Origin of the sequence: Oleiagrimonas soli (genome assembly GCF_000761445.1) — a bacterium.
In the GTDB taxonomy this organism is placed as follows: domain Bacteria; phylum Pseudomonadota; class Gammaproteobacteria; order Xanthomonadales; family Rhodanobacteraceae; genus Oleiagrimonas; species Oleiagrimonas soli.
The window spans coordinates 426,857-441,918 of the sequence record NZ_KN196470.1; the positions used below are offsets into that span (position 1 = coordinate 426,857).

14 protein-coding genes are annotated in these 15,062 nt (G+C 67.8%); 6 read left to right on the forward strand and 8 right to left on the reverse strand.

Annotated features, from left to right (window positions below; translation table 11 throughout):
* Positions 1-70: 70 nt before the first annotated feature.
* From LF63_RS01830 to LF63_RS01850, 5 genes are all read left to right on the forward strand, one after another.
* Positions 71-1,768 (forward strand): methanol/ethanol family PQQ-dependent dehydrogenase, encoded by a 1,698-nt coding sequence (locus LF63_RS01830; RefSeq protein WP_043099219.1) that lies wholly within the window; start codon positions 71-73, stop codon positions 1,766-1,768.
* Between the two features lie 11 nt (positions 1,769-1,779).
* A complete protein-coding gene (locus LF63_RS01835; RefSeq protein ID WP_043099220.1) occupies positions 1,780-2,982 on the forward strand; it encodes a c-type cytochrome in 1,203 nt (400 codons plus the stop codon).
* A 55-nt stretch (positions 2,983-3,037) separates the two neighbouring features.
* Positions 3,038-3,421: a DUF779 domain-containing protein gene (locus LF63_RS01840; RefSeq protein ID WP_043099222.1), complete on the forward strand. Its 384-nt coding sequence runs from the start codon at positions 3,038-3,040 to the stop codon at positions 3,419-3,421.
* 343 nt (positions 3,422-3,764) lie between these two features.
* Entirely contained in the window at positions 3,765-4,412 is a 648-nt protein-coding gene (locus LF63_RS01845) for a MarC family protein (RefSeq protein ID WP_200877522.1), read from the forward strand.
* A gap of 39 nt (positions 4,413-4,451) precedes the next feature.
* Positions 4,452-5,681, forward strand: coding sequence for a nucleoside recognition domain-containing protein (locus LF63_RS01850; protein WP_043099224.1), 1,230 nt, complete (start codon positions 4,452-4,454; stop codon positions 5,679-5,681).
* Here LF63_RS01850 and LF63_RS01855 read toward each other — a convergent pair.
* The 8 genes from LF63_RS01855 to LF63_RS01890 form a co-directional block, all read right to left on the reverse strand.
* Positions 5,663-6,742 carry a glycoside hydrolase family 43 protein gene (locus LF63_RS01855; RefSeq protein ID WP_052394562.1) on the reverse strand — a complete coding sequence of 360 codons (1,080 nt, stop codon included), beginning with the start codon at positions 6,740-6,742 and terminating at the stop codon, positions 5,663-5,665. The two genes, LF63_RS01850 and LF63_RS01855, sit on opposite strands and share 19 nt — an antisense overlap.
* A complete protein-coding gene (locus LF63_RS01860; protein ID WP_043099225.1) occupies positions 6,739-8,127 on the reverse strand; it encodes a sugar porter family MFS transporter in 1,389 nt (462 codons plus the stop codon). The genes LF63_RS01855 and LF63_RS01860 overlap by 4 nt, the downstream gene beginning before the upstream one ends.
* Before the next feature lie 97 nt (positions 8,128-8,224).
* Positions 8,225-9,118 (reverse strand): SMP-30/gluconolactonase/LRE family protein, encoded by an 894-nt coding sequence (locus tag LF63_RS01865; protein WP_235205256.1) that lies wholly within the window; start codon positions 9,116-9,118, stop codon positions 8,225-8,227.
* Between the two features lie 8 nt (positions 9,119-9,126).
* The gene (locus LF63_RS01870) at positions 9,127-9,891 is read right to left on the reverse strand and encodes an SDR family NAD(P)-dependent oxidoreductase (RefSeq protein WP_052394564.1); all 765 of its coding nucleotides are present in this window, start codon (positions 9,889-9,891) and stop codon (positions 9,127-9,129) included.
* A 17-nt stretch (positions 9,892-9,908) separates the two neighbouring features.
* On the reverse strand, positions 9,909-11,057 hold the full coding sequence (dgoD, locus tag LF63_RS01875; RefSeq protein ID WP_043099228.1) for a galactonate dehydratase: 1,149 nt from the start codon (positions 11,055-11,057) through the stop codon (positions 9,909-9,911).
* Positions 11,054-11,692, reverse strand: coding sequence for a 2-dehydro-3-deoxy-6-phosphogalactonate aldolase (locus LF63_RS01880; protein WP_043099230.1), 639 nt, complete (start codon positions 11,690-11,692; stop codon positions 11,054-11,056). Before LF63_RS01880 ends, dgoD begins: the two co-directional genes overlap by 4 nt.
* 3 nt (positions 11,693-11,695) lie before the next feature.
* Entirely contained in the window at positions 11,696-12,625 is a 930-nt protein-coding gene (locus LF63_RS01885; RefSeq protein ID WP_043099232.1) for a 2-dehydro-3-deoxygalactonokinase, read from the reverse strand.
* 4 nt (positions 12,626-12,629) lie between these two features.
* Positions 12,630-13,346, reverse strand: coding sequence for a FadR/GntR family transcriptional regulator (locus LF63_RS01890; RefSeq protein ID WP_052394566.1), 717 nt, complete (start codon positions 13,344-13,346; stop codon positions 12,630-12,632).
* A gap of 573 nt (positions 13,347-13,919) precedes the next feature.
* On the opposite strand from LF63_RS01890, the gene LF63_RS01895 reads away from it, so the two are divergent.
* Complete coding sequence (locus LF63_RS01895; protein WP_200877523.1) at positions 13,920-15,026, forward strand: aldose epimerase family protein; 1,107 nt, start codon at positions 13,920-13,922, stop codon at positions 15,024-15,026.
* Positions 15,027-15,062 lie beyond the last annotated feature (36 nt).

A 15,062-nucleotide genomic window follows, 5' to 3' on the forward strand; every position in this document is an offset into this window, starting at 1 on the left:
TGAAGAACGCTGTACGCGCGCATCGCGAACCGGACGGGCGACAACAAGAACAAACGGGAGGAGAACACCGATGAACACCACCAAGCGTTTCGGCCTGTGGGCCGCGCTGGGCTGCCTGCTGGCGGTCTCCGCGGCAGCGAGCGCCAGCGACTACAAGCCGGTCACCGATGCGCGCCTGCTGCATGCGGCCAGCGACGACGGCTGGCTGATGTACCGGCGCGATTACACCAGCTCCGGCTACGCGCCGTTCAAGCAGATCGACACCGCCAACGTGAAGCGGCTGAAGCTGGCCTGGGACTACACCACCGAGTACCACACGGGCCACGAAGCGCCGGCGATCGTCAACGGCGACCGCATGTTCATCACCACGCCGAAGAACGAACTGCTGGCGTTCCAGGCCAGTACCGGCAAGCTGCTGTGGAAGTACAAGCACGACCTGTCCAAGGCGGCGCTGCGCACGGTGTGCTGCGACGTGGTCAACCGCGGCGTGGCGCTGTACGGCGACGACGTCTACATGGCCACGCTGGACAACTACGTGGTGGCCCTGAACGCGGTCAGCGGCAAGGTGGTGTGGAAGCATCAGCTGATGCGCGCCGACAAGGGCTACGCGATGACGGTCGCGCCGCTGGTGGTGAAGGGCAAGGTGATCGTCGGCGTGTCCGGCGGCGAATACGGCGCGCGCGGCTTCATCCAGGCGCTCGACGCCAAGACCGGCAAAGAAGTGTGGCGTCGCTACACGGTCCCCGCGCCGAACGAGCCGGGCGGCGACACCTGGCCCAAGGGCGCCTACAAGACCGGCGGCGGCGCGACCTGGCTGACCGGCAGCTACGACCCGGCCACCGACACGCTGTTCTGGGGCGTCGGCAACCCCGGCCCGTGGCTGGCCACGCTGCGTCCGGGCAAGAACCTGTACACCGACTCGGTGCTGGCGCTGGACCCGAACGACGGCAAAGTGAAGTGGTACTACCAGTACACGCCCAACGACACCTGGGACTACGACGGCACCAACGAGACGGTGCTGACCGACATCGACTATCAGGGCAAGACCTACAAGGGTCTGGTCACGGCCAGCCGCAACGGCTGGTTCTATGCCATCGACCGCACCGACGGCAAACTGATCTACGCGACCAAGTTCGCCACCGCCACCTCCGTGGCCGGCTTCAAGGACGGTCAGCCGTACACCGACGACAGCAAGCGTCCGGCGGTGGGCAAGGAAATCTACACCTGCCCGAGCTTCCTCGGCGGCAAGAACTGGTGGCCGATCTCGGTCGATCCGCAGACGCACGCGGCCTACGTGCCGACCCTGCACACCTGCATGACCATGAAGGGCACCACGGTGGCCTACAAGGCCGGTCTGCCGTTCCTGGGAGAATCGTTCAACGTCACCCGCGACAAGCACTTCCCCAACGAGTGGGGTTCGGTGCAGGCCATCGACGTCAACACCGGCAAGCAAGTCTGGCGGCACGGCTCCAAGCTGCCGTGGAACAGCGGCATGCTGAGCACCGCCGGCGGCCTGGTGTTCTCGGGCAGTGCGGACGGTCATCTGGTCGCCTTCGACGCCAGGACCGGCAAGGTGTTGTGGAAGAGTCCGCAGATGACCTCGGGCAGCATCGGCGTGCCCAGCACGTGGATCTCCGGCGGCAAGCAGTACGTGGCGATCTGGGCCGGCTGGGGCGGCGGCACGCCGATCTGGGGCGGCGACATGGCGAAGGACCCGGCGGTGCGCAACATCCCCACCGGCGGCCATCTGTACGTGTTCACGCTGTGAGGAAGGTCGCCATGAAGAAAAGGCATCGTTTCGTGCTTCACGGTCTGATCGCCGTGGTCCTGCTGGCGGCTTCGGCCGCCGGCAGCGCCGCGCCGTCGGGTGCACTGCGGGTGTGCGTGGACCGTTCCAATCCGGCGCAGCACATGGACCGCAAGGTCGCGGCCGCGGTCGCCGCGCAGCTCGGCCAGCCGCTGCGCGTGCACGCGTTCGACGGCAGCGGCGACGACGAGGGCTTCGCGCTGAAGCACTTCCGCACGCTGCTGCACGACGACTGCGATCTGGTGATGGGTTTCCCGATGGAGACCGTGTCCGCCGACGCCGGCACGCCGCCGGGCACGCAGGCCAGCACGCCGTACGCGCGCACCGGCTTCGTGCTGGTGACGCCGCGTCACGGCGGCGCGCGGCAGCTGTCGGAGCTGCCGGCCGGCAGCATGGTCGCGGTGCTGTACCAGACCACGCCGAACCTGTATTTCATCGACCATCCCAAGCTGCAGGCCGATGTCTATCTGGGCGAGGACCAAGCGGTGTCGGCGCTGCTGTCCGGCAAGGTCGCGGCGGCGATGCTGTGGCGGCCGAGTCTGGCTGCGCGACTGCATGGAGCTGCGGGCGCGCGTTTCGTCGAGCATCCGCTGCACGAGGCGCACGCCAATTTCGACCTGGTCGCGCTGTACGCCGATCCGAAGGTGGGTCAGCGCTTCGATGCCGCGTTGAAGTCGCTGCGGCACAGCGGTCGGCTGCAGGCGATGCTGGCGCCGTACGCCGAACCGGTGCCGTCGTCCGCGACCGCGGACCTGCTGCGTCCGCACACGCGGCCGACGCGAACCTGCGGCGAATCGGCCAAGCCCAGACATGCGGCCACGCGCGTCGCCGCGCCGCCGGCGCTGTTCACCGAAGCACAGATGGCGGAAGGCAAGGCCAAGTTCGAGGATCACTGCTCGCAGTGCCACGGGCCGAACCTGGAAGGCCGTGCCGGTCCCGCGCTGAAGGGACCGTTGTTCGCCTCGGCGGACGCCGATTTCCACGTGCGCGACATCTTCACCATCGTCAGCCAGAACATGCCGGCAACGCAGCCGGGAAGCCTGTCGCACGAGGACTACGTGCAGATCATGGCCTTCATCCTGAGCCAGAACGGCTACCCGTCCGGCTCCAGCAAGCTGACCTACGAGGACGCGATGAAGTCCACGGTGCCGTTGCGTTACCACGTCAAACAGTGAGACAACCGGGGCGGCGGTCCGCATGCGGATCGCCGTTCCCGTGGAGGATGACCGCATGTCCGAAGCGTCCCTGCCCGAACAGGTGCGGGTCACCGAAGCCGCCGCAGCGCTGATCGAGCAGCTGCGCGCGCAGCACGGGCCGCTGCTGTTCCATCAGTCCGGCGGCTGCTGCGACGGATCGTCGCCGATGTGCTACCCGCAGGACGATTTCATCGTCGGCGACCGCGACGTGCGGCTGGGCGAGGTCGCCGGCGCGCCGTTCTACATGAGTCCCTCGCAGTACGAATACTGGAAGCACACCCAGCTGACCCTCGACGTGGTGCCCGGCCAGGGCGGCATGTTCTCGCTGGAGAACGGCAGCGGGCGTCGCTTCCACATCCGTTCGCGGCTGTTCTCCGACGCCGAGGCCGACGCCCTGAAGGCCGCCGGACGTATCTAGGCATGCATTGAACCTGCCTGTGGAGGCGCCATGGCTCTGTCTGGGCGCAGATAGGCAGGCGATGCGTCGGCGACGGCTGGCCGGTTTGCCTGTCGAGATGGCACACCGCGGAGTTGCGGGCAGATCGAGCAGCCCGCGGCGGTGGAATCCACGCGGCGGGACGATGCGCGTGGCATGCCCACGCAGCCAGCCTGTGTGTGTCGCCATGCACACATCATGCTGCGACCTTGCGTGCGTCACGCCGTCCGCGCAGACGGATGCTGTGCATCCCTGGATCGACCCACCGCGTGCGAGAGCGCACGCTATGATGCGTGCGGGTTTCGATCATTCCGGGGAGCGCGCGATGACGGGCATGCATCACGAACTGGCCTATGCGGTCACGGTGTTCATGGGGCTGTTCGCGATCATGAATCCGATCGCCAACGTGCCGATCTTCCTCGGCCTCACCGATGGCGATGATGCCGCGACCCGACGCAAGGTCGCGGGGCGCTCGCTGGCGCTGGCGTTCGTGATCGTGGCGATCTTCGCGGTCGCCGGCAAACTGATCTTCGACCTGTTCGGCATGACCATGCCGGCGCTGCGCATCACTGGCGGTCTGCTGGTGTTCCTGATCGGTTTCCACATGCTGCAGGGCAACGGGTCAAAGGTGCATCAACCGAGCACCGACGAGGCCAAGGGCGCGCGCGAGGCGGCCCTCGGGGTGGCGGTGTCGCCGCTGGCGATGCCGATCCTGGCCGGTCCCGGCACCATCGCCACGGCGATGAACTTCGCGGCCGACGGCGGCGTCACTTCGATGCTGGTGACCATCGTCGCCTTCGCCGTGCTGTGCGCGATCACCTACCTGCTGTTCGTGTCCGGCGAGCGCTTCGTGCGTCTGATCGGCGCCAGCGCGCTGGGCGTGATCACGCGGATGATGGGCCTGATTCTGGCGGTCATCGGCACGCAGATGGTGATCGGCGGCGTGCACGGCGCGATCCGGCTGGCGGGCTGAGCGCGTGCGCGTGGCGACGATACCGGTGCGGACCGCGTCATGCTGAACCGGCTCTGGTTCGGTTTCTTCCTTACGGCGGCGATTGCCGGTCTGGCCAGCTGGCTGGTCGGCGGTCATCCCGACGTGTGGGCGGCGATGGTCGAGAGCCTGTTCCAGATGGCCAAGCTGTCGGTGCAGGTGATGGTGCTGCTGTTCGGCACGCTGGCGCTGTGGCTGGGGTTCCTGAAGATCGCCGAGCGCGCCGGTCTGGTCGATGCGCTGGCGAAGCTGCTGGGGCCGCTGTTCCGGCGGCTGATGCCGGAGGTGCCGGCGGGGCATCCGGCGATCGGTCTGATCTGCCTGAACTTCGCCGCCAACGTGCTGGGCCTGGACAACGCCGCCACACCGATCGGCCTGCGCGCGATGCGCGAACTGCAGACGCTCAACCCCAGCGACGACACCGCCAGCAACGCGCAGATCCTGTTCCTGGTGATGAACGCCTCGTCGCTGACGCTGCTGCCGGTGACGATCTTCGTCTACCGCATGCAGCAGGGCGCGCCGGACCCGACGCTGGTGTTCGTGCCGATCCTGCTGGCAACCAGCGCGTCGTCGCTGGCGGGGCTGCTGTCGGTGTCGCTGATGCAGCGCATCCGGCTGTGGGACCCGGTGGTGCTGGTCTGGCTGGTCGGCGGTGCGCTGCTGCTGGGCGGCTTCATCGCGATCCTGACCACGCTGTCGGCGGCGGCGCTGTCGTCGCTGTCCTCGCTGCTGGGCAATCTCACGCTGTTCGCCATCATCATGGCGTTCCTGCTCGCCGGCGCGTGGCGCAAGGTGCCGCTGTACGAGACCTTCATCGAGGGCGCGAAGGACGGTTTCGATGTCGCCAAGAGCCTGCTGCCGTACCTGGTGGCGATGCTGTGCGCGGTCGGCGTGCTGCGCGCGTCGGGCGCGCTGGACTTCGTCCTCGACGGCATCCGCTGGCTGGCGCATGCGGGGCATCTGGACACGCGCTTCGTCGACGCGCTGCCGACGGCGCTGGTCAAGCCGCTGTCGGGCAGCGCCGCGCGCGCGATGCTGATCGAGACCATGCAGCATTCCGGTGTCGACAGCTTCCCGGCGCTGCTGGCGGCGACCATGCAGGGCAGCACCGAGACCACGTTCTACGTGCTGGCCGTGTACTTCGGCGCAGTCGGCATCCAGCGCGCGCGCCACGCGGTGGGCTGCGCGCTGATCGCCGATCTGGCCGGCGTGCTGGCCTCGATCGGCGTGTGCTACTGGTTCTTCGGCTGAGGCGCGGGTTTCGCGTCCGCACGGGCCGGCGCGTGCAACCGTCTGCCGGCGGCCACCGGGGTGCCGAAGTCGGGCGTGCCGTCGGCGTGCCAACCGAATGGCTGCATGCGCGGCGAACGCTTCGGGCCGCAACCCACGCCCGCGCCGGTGTTGGCGTGGTAGATGATCCAGTGCCTGCCGTCGGGGTCGGTGAAGAAGCCGTTGTGGCCGGTGGCGTAGACGTCGTGCGCCGGCGACTTGGCGAACACCGGATGCGGCGATTTCGACCACGACGAAGCATCGGCGAGATCGGCACCGGCGTCGGCCGTGAGCAGGCCGAGCGCGTAGTCGTCGGACCAGCAGGCGCTGGCCGAGTAGGTCAGGAACACCTTCCTGCCGTGCGTGCCGGGCAGGAATTCCGGCGCTTCGAGAATCTGCCGTTCGCCCTGCATCTCCCACGTGAACGTCGGGCGCGCGATGTCGACCTGTGGGCCGGTCAACGTCCACGGATTCTTCATCCGCGCCAGGATCAGGTCGCTGTGGTCGCCGACGTAGGCGGAGTAGACGAAGTACAGCTGCCCGCGCCAGCGGAACACTGTGCTGTCGATGCCGGTGCGGTTGGTGTTGACGATGCCCTTCTCGGTCCACGCGCCCTGGGTCGGGTCGCCGGCCGGATGTTCGAGCACGAGGGTGTGGCGGTGCGCATCGTCGTCATGACCGCGTTCGGCGGCGGAGAAGTACAGGTACCACTTCCCGTCGATGAAATGCAGCTCCGGCGCCCACAGCGAGATCGAGCCGGGGCCGGATTTGCGTGCGCGCCAGACCGTCACCGGCTTCACCTGGTCCAGCTTCGCCAGGTCGCGGGTCTTCCACAGCGCGATGCGGTTGCCCAGGGTGTTCATGTAGTAGTAGAAGCCGTCGTGGCGGATCACCCACGGATCGGGGCCGGACGGAAGCAGCGGATTGACGAACGTCTCCGGCGGTGGTTTGGCGAGCGCACCGCCGACCGCGCACAGCAGCGCGGCGACGGCAAGCGCCAGACGCGCGGAACGCAGCGGCGCGCGGCGCGTGTTCACGGTCATTGTCCGATCCGGCGCAGCGGCTTGCCGGCCATCAGGTTGCGTTCGATCTGCTCCAGACTGACGCCCTTGGTCTCGGGCACCAGGGCGATGGTGATGAGCAGGAACAGCAGGTTCAGGCCGCCGTACAGCCAGAACGTGGCGGCGTGGCCGATGCCGTTGAGCAGGCTGAGGAAGGTCAGACCGACGATACCGTTGGCGACCCAGTTGGTCAGCGTCGACGCGCCGATGCCGAAATCGCGCCCCTTCAGCGGCTGCACTTCCGAGCACAGCGTCCAGATCAGCGGGCCGGCCGACATTGCGAAGCCGGCGATGAACAGCAGCAGCACTGCTACGGTGAAGATCTGCTGTGTCTGACCATGGATGCCGATGTGCATCATCACGCCGACCACGGTCAGCGCCGATGCCATCACCGCGAAGCCGATGTACAGGATCGGCTTGCGGCCCCAGCGGTCGACCAGGCCGATGGCGATGAAGGTGGCGAGTACGTTGGTCACGCCGACGATCACCGTGCTCCACATCTGTGCGTGGGTGCCGAAGCCGACGTTGGCGAACACGCGCGGCGCGTAGTACATCATCACGTTCATGCCGGTGAACTGCTGCATCACCTGCAGCAGCACGCCCAGCCCGACCGAGCGGCGGAAGTTGCGGTTCTGCAGGAACAGGTGCCAGCCGCGCTGCGGGGTCTTCAGCTGCTCGGCGATGTCGCCGATCTCACGGTCGACCAGTTCGCGGTCGGCGCGCAGGCGCATCAGCACTTCCTCGGCCTCCTCGCGACGGCCGCGCATCATCAGCCAGCGTGGACTGTACGGCAGCACCAGCACGCCGAGCAGGAACAGCGCGCCGGGGATGGCGATGATGCCGAGCATCCAGCGCCAGCTCTCGGTGTAGCTGAAGGCGGTGTCGGAGACGAACGCGACCAGGATGCCGATGGTGATCATCAGCTGGTAGCTGGAGATCATCGCGCCGCGGATGCGCTGCGGCGCGACCTCGGCCAGATACAACGGTGCGGTGAAGGTGGCCACGCCGATGGCCAAACCCAGCACGAAGCGTGCGCCGACCAGGAATTCTGGCGAGGTGGCGATGCCGCACAGCAGCGAACCGATGACGAACAGCGCGGCGGCCAGGATCAACGAGCGCTTGCGGCCCATGTGCGCCGACATCCAGCCGGCGCCGAGCGCGCCGACCGCGGCGCCGACCATCATGGCGCTGACGATCCACTCGATCATGCGGTCGCTGATCTTGAATTCGGCCTGGATGAAGCCGGTGGCGCCGGAAATGACGCCGATGTCGAGACCGAACATCAGGCCGGCCAGCGCCGCCATGATGCAGGTGAGGATGGTCGCGGTGCGGGCCTTGGCCGCGGCGTCGACGGCGAGCGTGTTCATGGTGTCTCCTCCCGGGTGTTCGTGGTCGCCGGGCGTGCATGCGCCGCGGTCGTATGGAGCGGCCGGCGAAGCCGGTCCGAGGTGGTGATGTGGGATGTCACGGCGCGTTGCGCGTGCGCGGCACGCCGGCGAAAACAGGTTCGGGCAGGCCACGCACGCCGGTGTCGACGGCGAACAGATGGCCGTCGGCGGCGTCGGAGCAACCGTCGATGAGATGCAGTCCCTCGCGCGCGCTGGTCACGTACATCGTGCCCAGTTCCGGTCCGCCGAAGGCCGGGCGCGTGGGCTGCCGCGCCGGCAGTTCGATGTGGCGGTCGACGCGCCCGTCGGGCCGGTAGCGGGTGACGCGGCCCAGGCCCCATTGCGCGTTCCACAGTCCGCCTTCGGCGTCGATGGCGGAGCCGTCCGGGCCGCCGTCGACGTCGCCCAGGTCGGCGAAGTCGCGCGGTGCGCCGACGCGGCCGTCCGCGCCGTACTCGCAACAGCGGATGCGGCCGGTCGGGGTGTCGCAGTAGTACAGCGTGTCGCCCGACGGACTGAAGGCGAGGCTGTTGCTGATCGCGATCCGTTCCAGATCGAGCCGATGCAGCGACAGGTCGGCGTCGAGGCGATAGAACGAACCGATGGGCCGCTGCGGGTCGCTTTCGTCGAGGGTGCCGAAGACAAAACGACCCTGACGGTCGCAGGCGGCATCGTTGAGACGCGTGGGCAGGTCGGGTTCGACTTCGGCGATGGGTTCCAGTGCGCCGTCGGGCAGATGCAGGAAGGCCAGGCGCGAGGCCAGCCCCAGCAGCAGCCAGTCCGGATCGGCACACAGCGCGATGCAGGCCAGGCGCTCGGGCATCGGCCAGGCGTCGGTCCGTTGCGTGGCCGGATCGTGACGCCACAGCGTGGCGGCGGGGATGTCGGTCCAGTACAGCGCCTGCCGGCGCGGGCACCACACGATGCCCTCGCCGAGCATGTTGGCGGTGGCCAGCTGGGTCCTGACCACGGCCGTGCTCACACCCAGCCGCCGTCGACGATGAAGCTCTGGCCAGTACACATGCGGCTGTCGTCGGCGGCCAGGAACAGCGCCATGCGCGCCAGGTCGTCGCCCTGCAGGAAACCGGGCATGCACTGCCGGCGCGCGATCTCGGTCTCGCCATCGGCGTCCAGCCACAGGCGGCGCTGTTTCTCGGTGATGACCCAACCGGGCACCAGCGCGTTGATGCGGATGCGGTCGCGGCCCAGGGTGCGCGCCAGGCCGTTGACCAGGCCGTGCACGGCGGACTTCGCCATCGCGTACAGCGGATAGCCCTCGTTCTTGATCATCCAGCCGGTCGAACCCAGGCAGATCACCGAGCCGTCGCCGTGCGTGCGCATGTCGTCGGCGACGGCGCGCGTGGCGAAGTACTGGTGGCGCAGGTTCACCGCGACGCTGCGCTCGAAGTAGGCGGCGTCGGTGTCCTCCAGCGTGTGGCGCACGTCGTTGGCGGCGTTGTTGACCAGCACGCCGATCGGGCCGATGCGCTCGCGCGCGGCGTCGATGGCGGCGGCCAGCGCGTCCAGGTCGGTGACGTCGCAGGGCAGGAAGACCGGCGCGTGCGCGCAGTCCTCCAGCGAGCCGAGCAGCGTCTGCGCGCCGTCGACGTCGATGTCGAGAAAGGCCACGCGCGCGCCCTGACGCGCGAACGCCGCGACGAAGTCGGCGCCGATGCCGGTGGCGCCGCCGGTGATCAGCACCGCACGGCCGGACAGGCTGGGGTAGGAAGCGAAGTCGGACATGTTCGGGAATTCCGTGCTCACCACTCGGCGACGCTGCCGTCGCCGTGGCGCCAGATGGGATTGCGCCAGCGGTGGCCGATGGCGGCGCGCTCGGCGACGTAGGCCTCGTTGACCTCGATGCCGAGGCCGGGACCGTTCGGGATGGCGACGAAGCCGTCCTCGTAGGCGAACACGTGGCGGTCGCTGACGTAGTCGAGCAGATCGTTGGCGGCGTTGTAGTGGATGCCCAGACTCTGTTCCTGGATGAAGGCGTTGTGGCACACGCCGTCCAGCTGCAGGTTCGCGGCCAGCGCGATCGGGCCCAGCGGGCAGTGCAGCGCCAGCGCCACATCGTAGGCTTCGGCCATCGCCGCGATCTTGCGTGTCTCGGTGATGCCGCCGGCGTGCGAGGGGTCGGGCTGCACGATGTCGACGCCGCCGGTGGCGAGCACGCGCTTGAAGTCGTAGCGCGAGTACAGGCGCTCGCCCAGCGCGATCGGCGCGGGCGTGATCGCGGCCAGTTCGGGAATGGCTTCCAGATGATCGGATAGCACCGGTTCTTCGATGAACATCAATTTGTACGGCGCCAGTTCGCGCATCAACACCTTGGCCATCGGTTTGTGCACGCGACCGTGGAAGTCCAGGCCCAGGCCGATGTTCGGGCCGACCGCCTCGCGCACGGCCTGCACGTTCTCCAGCACGCGCTCGACCTTGGCGAAGGTGTCGACGAAGTGCAGTTCCTCGGTGGCGTTCATCTTGACCGCGCTGAAACCGCGTTCGACCGCGTCCTTCGCCGCGCGTGCGGTGTCGGCCGGGCGGTCGCCGCCGATCCACGAGTACACGCGGATGCGTTCGCGCACCGGCCCGCCCAGCAACTGATGCACGGGCTGGCCCAGATCCTTGCCCTTGATGTCCCACAGCGCCTGATCGATGCCGGCGATGGCGCTCATCAGGATCGGTCCGCCGCGGTAGAAGCCGCCGCGGTACATCACGCTCCACAGGTCCTCGATGTGGCGCGGATCCTTGCCGACCAGGTAGTCGGACAGCTCGTCGACGGCGCTGGCCACGGTCTGCGCGCGGCCTTCGACCACGGGTTCGCCCCAGCCGCTGATGCCGGCATCGGTCTCGATGCGGACGAACAGCCAGCGCGGGGGCACCAGGAACGTGTGGAGTTGGGTGATTTTCATGGGCGGTCGCCGTGGGCTTCGTCCGTCGCGGGCCACGCCTGCGCGAAGCGTTGCGCGGCCCGGTGGATGTCGTCGATGGAGCGGCCGGGCTTGAACAGCGCCGAGCCGATGCCGAAACCGGCGGCGCCGGCTTCGATGTAGGTGGGCATGTTGTCCGGCGTGATGCCGCCGACCGGCAGCACCGCCGTATTCCTCGGCAGTACCGCGCGCCAGGCACGCAACACGGCCGGGGTGATCTGTTCGGCGGGAAAGGCCTTGACCGCGTCGGCGCCGGCGCGCAGCGCGGCGAAGGCCTCGCTGGGCGTGGCCACGCCGGGCACGCAGCGCAGACCGGCGTCCTTGGCCGCGGCGATCACCGCGGGATCGGTATGCGGCATCACGATGATGCGTCCGCCGGCGGCGGCGACCTCGGCCACCGAGGCGGCATCCAGCACGGTGCCGGCGCCGATCAGGCAACGGTCGCCGAGGACTTCGGTCAGTCGCGCGATGCTTTTCAGCGGGCGCGGCGAGTTCAGCGGCACTTCGAGGATGTGGAAGCCGGCATCGGCGATGGCGCAGCCGACGTCGGCGGCCTGATCGGGATGCAGACCGCGCAGGATCGCCACCAGGGGCAGGGGAGAAAGCCAGGCGTGCATGGTTCAGGCGGCTCCTTGCGCAGGGGGGACGGATGCGGCATCGCCGATCAGGCCAGCCAACAGGAAAAGGCCGCGCGCGGCGGCATCGGTACAGGTGTCGGACCAGCGCCAGCCGAAGACGTCGGCGGCGCGTCGGTAGCGCTCGCACAAGGACGGATCGCCCACCAGCAGCGGTGCGGAGTCGGTCCAGCCGGCAGCCTCGGCGGCGCGCAGCTCCTCGCCGATCAGCAGGCCGGACAGGAAGTCGGGCACGCCGGCGGCCGGCATGCGGCCGTCGAGCACGTTCGCGCGTGCCGCGAACAGGCGGCTGAACGCGCCGCTCGCGCTGCTGGCGCGCGCGGTCTCGACGCCTTGCAGGAAGCAGGTCTCGTCTGCGCCGGCATCATCGGGGACGCCCGCGCCGAGGATGGAATGCGTACGCAGCAGGGCGAACAGCTCGCCGGTCATCAGGGTGTGCAGTCGATGGATGCGACCTTCGCGCACCTGCACCCATTTGCTGTGGGTGCCGGGCAGCACCAGCCAGGTGTCGGCGCGGCGTTCGGGGTGCGCGCTCAGGGCGCCGAAGACCTGCACTTCCTCGCCGCGCATCACGTCCGGCCCCTGCGCGTCGCGCACGCCGGGCACGATGCGCACGCGCTGGTCGCGATGGGTATCCAGCGTCACGCAGTGCGCGGCGAGGTCGGCCGGACCGGCGGGTGTATCGACGTAGCCGGTTTCGGACCAGCCCTGGCGGCTGCCGACCATGCCCGATGCGAGGATCGGCAAGGTCGGCCAGCCTTCGCAGATATGCGCCAGCGCGGCGGCGAAGCCGCCTTCGGGCAGGACGCGGATGCCCCATGGACGCTGGCGCGTTTCGAGCAGGCGGCCGTCGGCCTCGAAGCGCATCGCGCGCAGGCTCGAGGTGCCCCAGTCCAGACCGATCAGGCCAGCCATCGCCTCAGCCCTTGCCCGACCCGCGCGACTGCCGATTCATGTTGCTGCGCGAGTCCGCGACCATGCGCTGCATGGTGCGACGCGCGGCCTCGGGCTGCCGGCGACGGATCGCCTCGAGCACTTTCTGATGGTGCGGCAGCGAGTACTTGAAGTTCTTCGCCGTGCGCGCCGACAGCACGAAGAAGGTGCCCAGTGCGGTTTCGATGACCGAGAACAGCGACACCAGCAATTCGTTGTTGGTGGCGGTGAGCACGGCCTCGTGGAAGTCCAGGTCGGCCTCGGCCCATTCGTCGAGGTTGGCCGCGTTCTCCATGGCCGCGAAGGCCATCTCCAGGCGTTCGAGTTGCTCGGCGTTGCAGTGTCTGGCGGCGCTGGCGGCGGCGGCCGGTTCGATGATCTCGCGCATTTCCAGCAGTTTCTGCACGAAATCCTCGGTCGGCATCGACGCGCAGCGCCAGGCCAGCACGTCGGCGTCGAGCTGATGCCAGAAGCGCGGTTCGCGCACGCGCGTGCCGACCTTGGGGCGCGATTCGACCAGGCCCTTGGCGGACAGCACCTTCATGGCCTCGCGCAAAGCGGTGCGGCTGACTTCCATGTGTTCGGCCAGACGTTCCTCGCGCGGCAGAAGGTCGCCGGGTCGCAGCTTGCCGCCGACGATGCGCTGGCCGAGTTCCTGGACGACGTGACCGTGCAGGCTGCGTGCGGATTTGGTCTTCATCATGCGCGGTTGTCCCCTGAGTCCACGGGTGGTCTTGGTGGCAGGCGAGGCGTCCTTCCCCGTGCCGGTCGCGGAGGCCGCGCGGCGTGGGGGTTTCGTCTCGCTGTCCTTTTTATTTGTCATACAAGAAGGTTATAGCAGACCACGGTTCGGTCGTCATCATCAAGTGGCGATGCATGCACGCGGAGTGTGGGTCTGGTGCGCGGATGTGGCTGGCTGTTCCTTTCTTGTTGGCAGGAAGTGGAGTGTCTTGTTCGCACAAAGTCGCGGTGTGTGGAAGTAAATATGTTTGAAAACATATATTTAAAAAATATATCCACCCTTCTTTTCATTCGATCCTGTGTGGCGCGGCTAGTATCGGAATGCATGTGATGCGCGTCTTTGAGCATGATGCGCGTCGCGTGGATGGCTTGTCCATCGCTTCCGTGGATGGGTCGAAAGTCATCCATCGAAGCACTTGCATATTGTCATACTATATGTTGACAATACGCGCCATCGACGGCTCGGCCGCATTGCACGATGACGAGGAAGGCGATGAATCGAGGGGAGCGGATAGCGAAGCTGGCATGCGTTCTGATGTTGTCGGCGCCGTTCGCGGCGCAGGCCACCAGCGCGGTGCGCAGCACCTTCGGGCATCTTCCGGACGGTCGCGCGGTGGAGGCCGTCACGCTGGACAACGGGCACGGCATCACCGCCCGCGTGCTCGCCTATGGCGCGCGCCTGCAGTCGCTGCGCACGCCGGACCGCCACGGCCACGAAGCCGACATCGTGCTCGGCCATCCGCACATGAAGGGCTACCTCGACACGCCGCAGTACTTCGGTGCGACGGTCGGGCGCTACGCCAACCGCATCGCCAAGGGGCGCTTCACCCTGGACGGTCACACCTACCAGGTGCCCGTCAATGACGGGCCGAACTCGCTGCATGGCGGCACCAAGGGTTTCGACAAAGTGCTATGGACGGTCGTCGGCGTCGAGCACGATGCCGATCATGCCAGCGTCACGCTGCGCTATGTCAGCCCCGACGGCGACATGGGCTATCCCGGCACGCTGACGGTCACCGCGATCTACAGCCTGGACACCAAGAATCGTCTGACCATCGATTACCGCGCCACCACCGACAAGCCGACGATCGTCAACCTCAGCAACCACGCCTACTGGAATCTGGGCGGCGAGGGTTCGGGCACGGTGATGAACCAGCGCATGATGATCGCGGCGGACACGTATCTGCCGGTCGACGCCACGGCGATTCCGACCGGGCAATTCGCGCCCGTGGCCGGCACGCCGTTCGATTTCCGCAGCGCCAAGCCGATCGGCCGCGACATCCGCGACGGCGCTTCGCAGCAGTTGCTGTACGGCCACGGCTACGACCATAACTGGGTCATCAGCCGGCACGCGAGCGCGAAGCCGAGACTGATCGCGCGCGTCAGCGATCCCGATTCCGGTCGCGTGCTCTCGCTGTATTCGTGCCAGCCGGGACTGCAGTTCTATTCGGGCAATTTCCTCGACGGCACCACGCAGGGTCCGTCCGGTCGCACTTACCGTCAGGGCGACGCCTTCGTGCTGGAACCGCAACTGTTCCCGGACACGCCCAACCAGCCGGCATTCGGCTCTGCGCGACTGGCGCCGGGGCAGACGTATCGCAACCACATCGTGTACCGATTCTCGACGCAGGGCGGTCACTGAACCATCCGCGTTTCCACACCGAGGGTGTTTTGGAAG

Coding starts and splice junctions, on each gene's coding strand:
- LF63_RS01870 (WP_052394564.1), bottom strand. CDS start 9,891: ATGTCCGACTTCGCTTCCTACCCCAGCCTGTCCGGCCGTGCGGTGCTG.
- LF63_RS01845 (WP_200877522.1), top strand. CDS start 3,765: ATGACGGGCATGCATCACGAACTGGCCTATGCGGTCACGGTGTTCATG.
- LF63_RS01880 (WP_043099230.1), bottom strand. CDS start 11,692: ATGCACGCCTGGCTTTCTCCCCTGCCCCTGGTGGCGATCCTGCGCGGT.
- LF63_RS01855 (WP_052394562.1), bottom strand. CDS start 6,742: ATGACCGTGAACACGCGCCGCGCGCCGCTGCGTTCCGCGCGTCTGGCG.
- LF63_RS01860 (WP_043099225.1), bottom strand. CDS start 8,127: ATGAACACGCTCGCCGTCGACGCCGCGGCCAAGGCCCGCACCGCGACC.
- LF63_RS01835 (WP_043099220.1), top strand. CDS start 1,780: ATGAAGAAAAGGCATCGTTTCGTGCTTCACGGTCTGATCGCCGTGGTC.
- LF63_RS01840 (WP_043099222.1), top strand. CDS start 3,038: ATGTCCGAAGCGTCCCTGCCCGAACAGGTGCGGGTCACCGAAGCCGCC.
- LF63_RS01895 (WP_200877523.1), top strand. CDS start 13,920: ATGTTGTCGGCGCCGTTCGCGGCGCAGGCCACCAGCGCGGTGCGCAGC.
- LF63_RS01830 (WP_043099219.1), top strand. CDS start 71: ATGAACACCACCAAGCGTTTCGGCCTGTGGGCCGCGCTGGGCTGCCTG.
- LF63_RS01890 (WP_052394566.1), bottom strand. CDS start 13,346: ATGATGAAGACCAAATCCGCACGCAGCCTGCACGGTCACGTCGTCCAG.
- dgoD (WP_043099228.1), bottom strand. CDS start 11,057: ATGAAAATCACCCAACTCCACACGTTCCTGGTGCCCCCGCGCTGGCTG.
- LF63_RS01850 (WP_043099224.1), top strand. CDS start 4,452: ATGCTGAACCGGCTCTGGTTCGGTTTCTTCCTTACGGCGGCGATTGCC.
- LF63_RS01885 (WP_043099232.1), bottom strand. CDS start 12,625: ATGGCTGGCCTGATCGGTCTGGACTGGGGCACCTCGAGCCTGCGCGCG.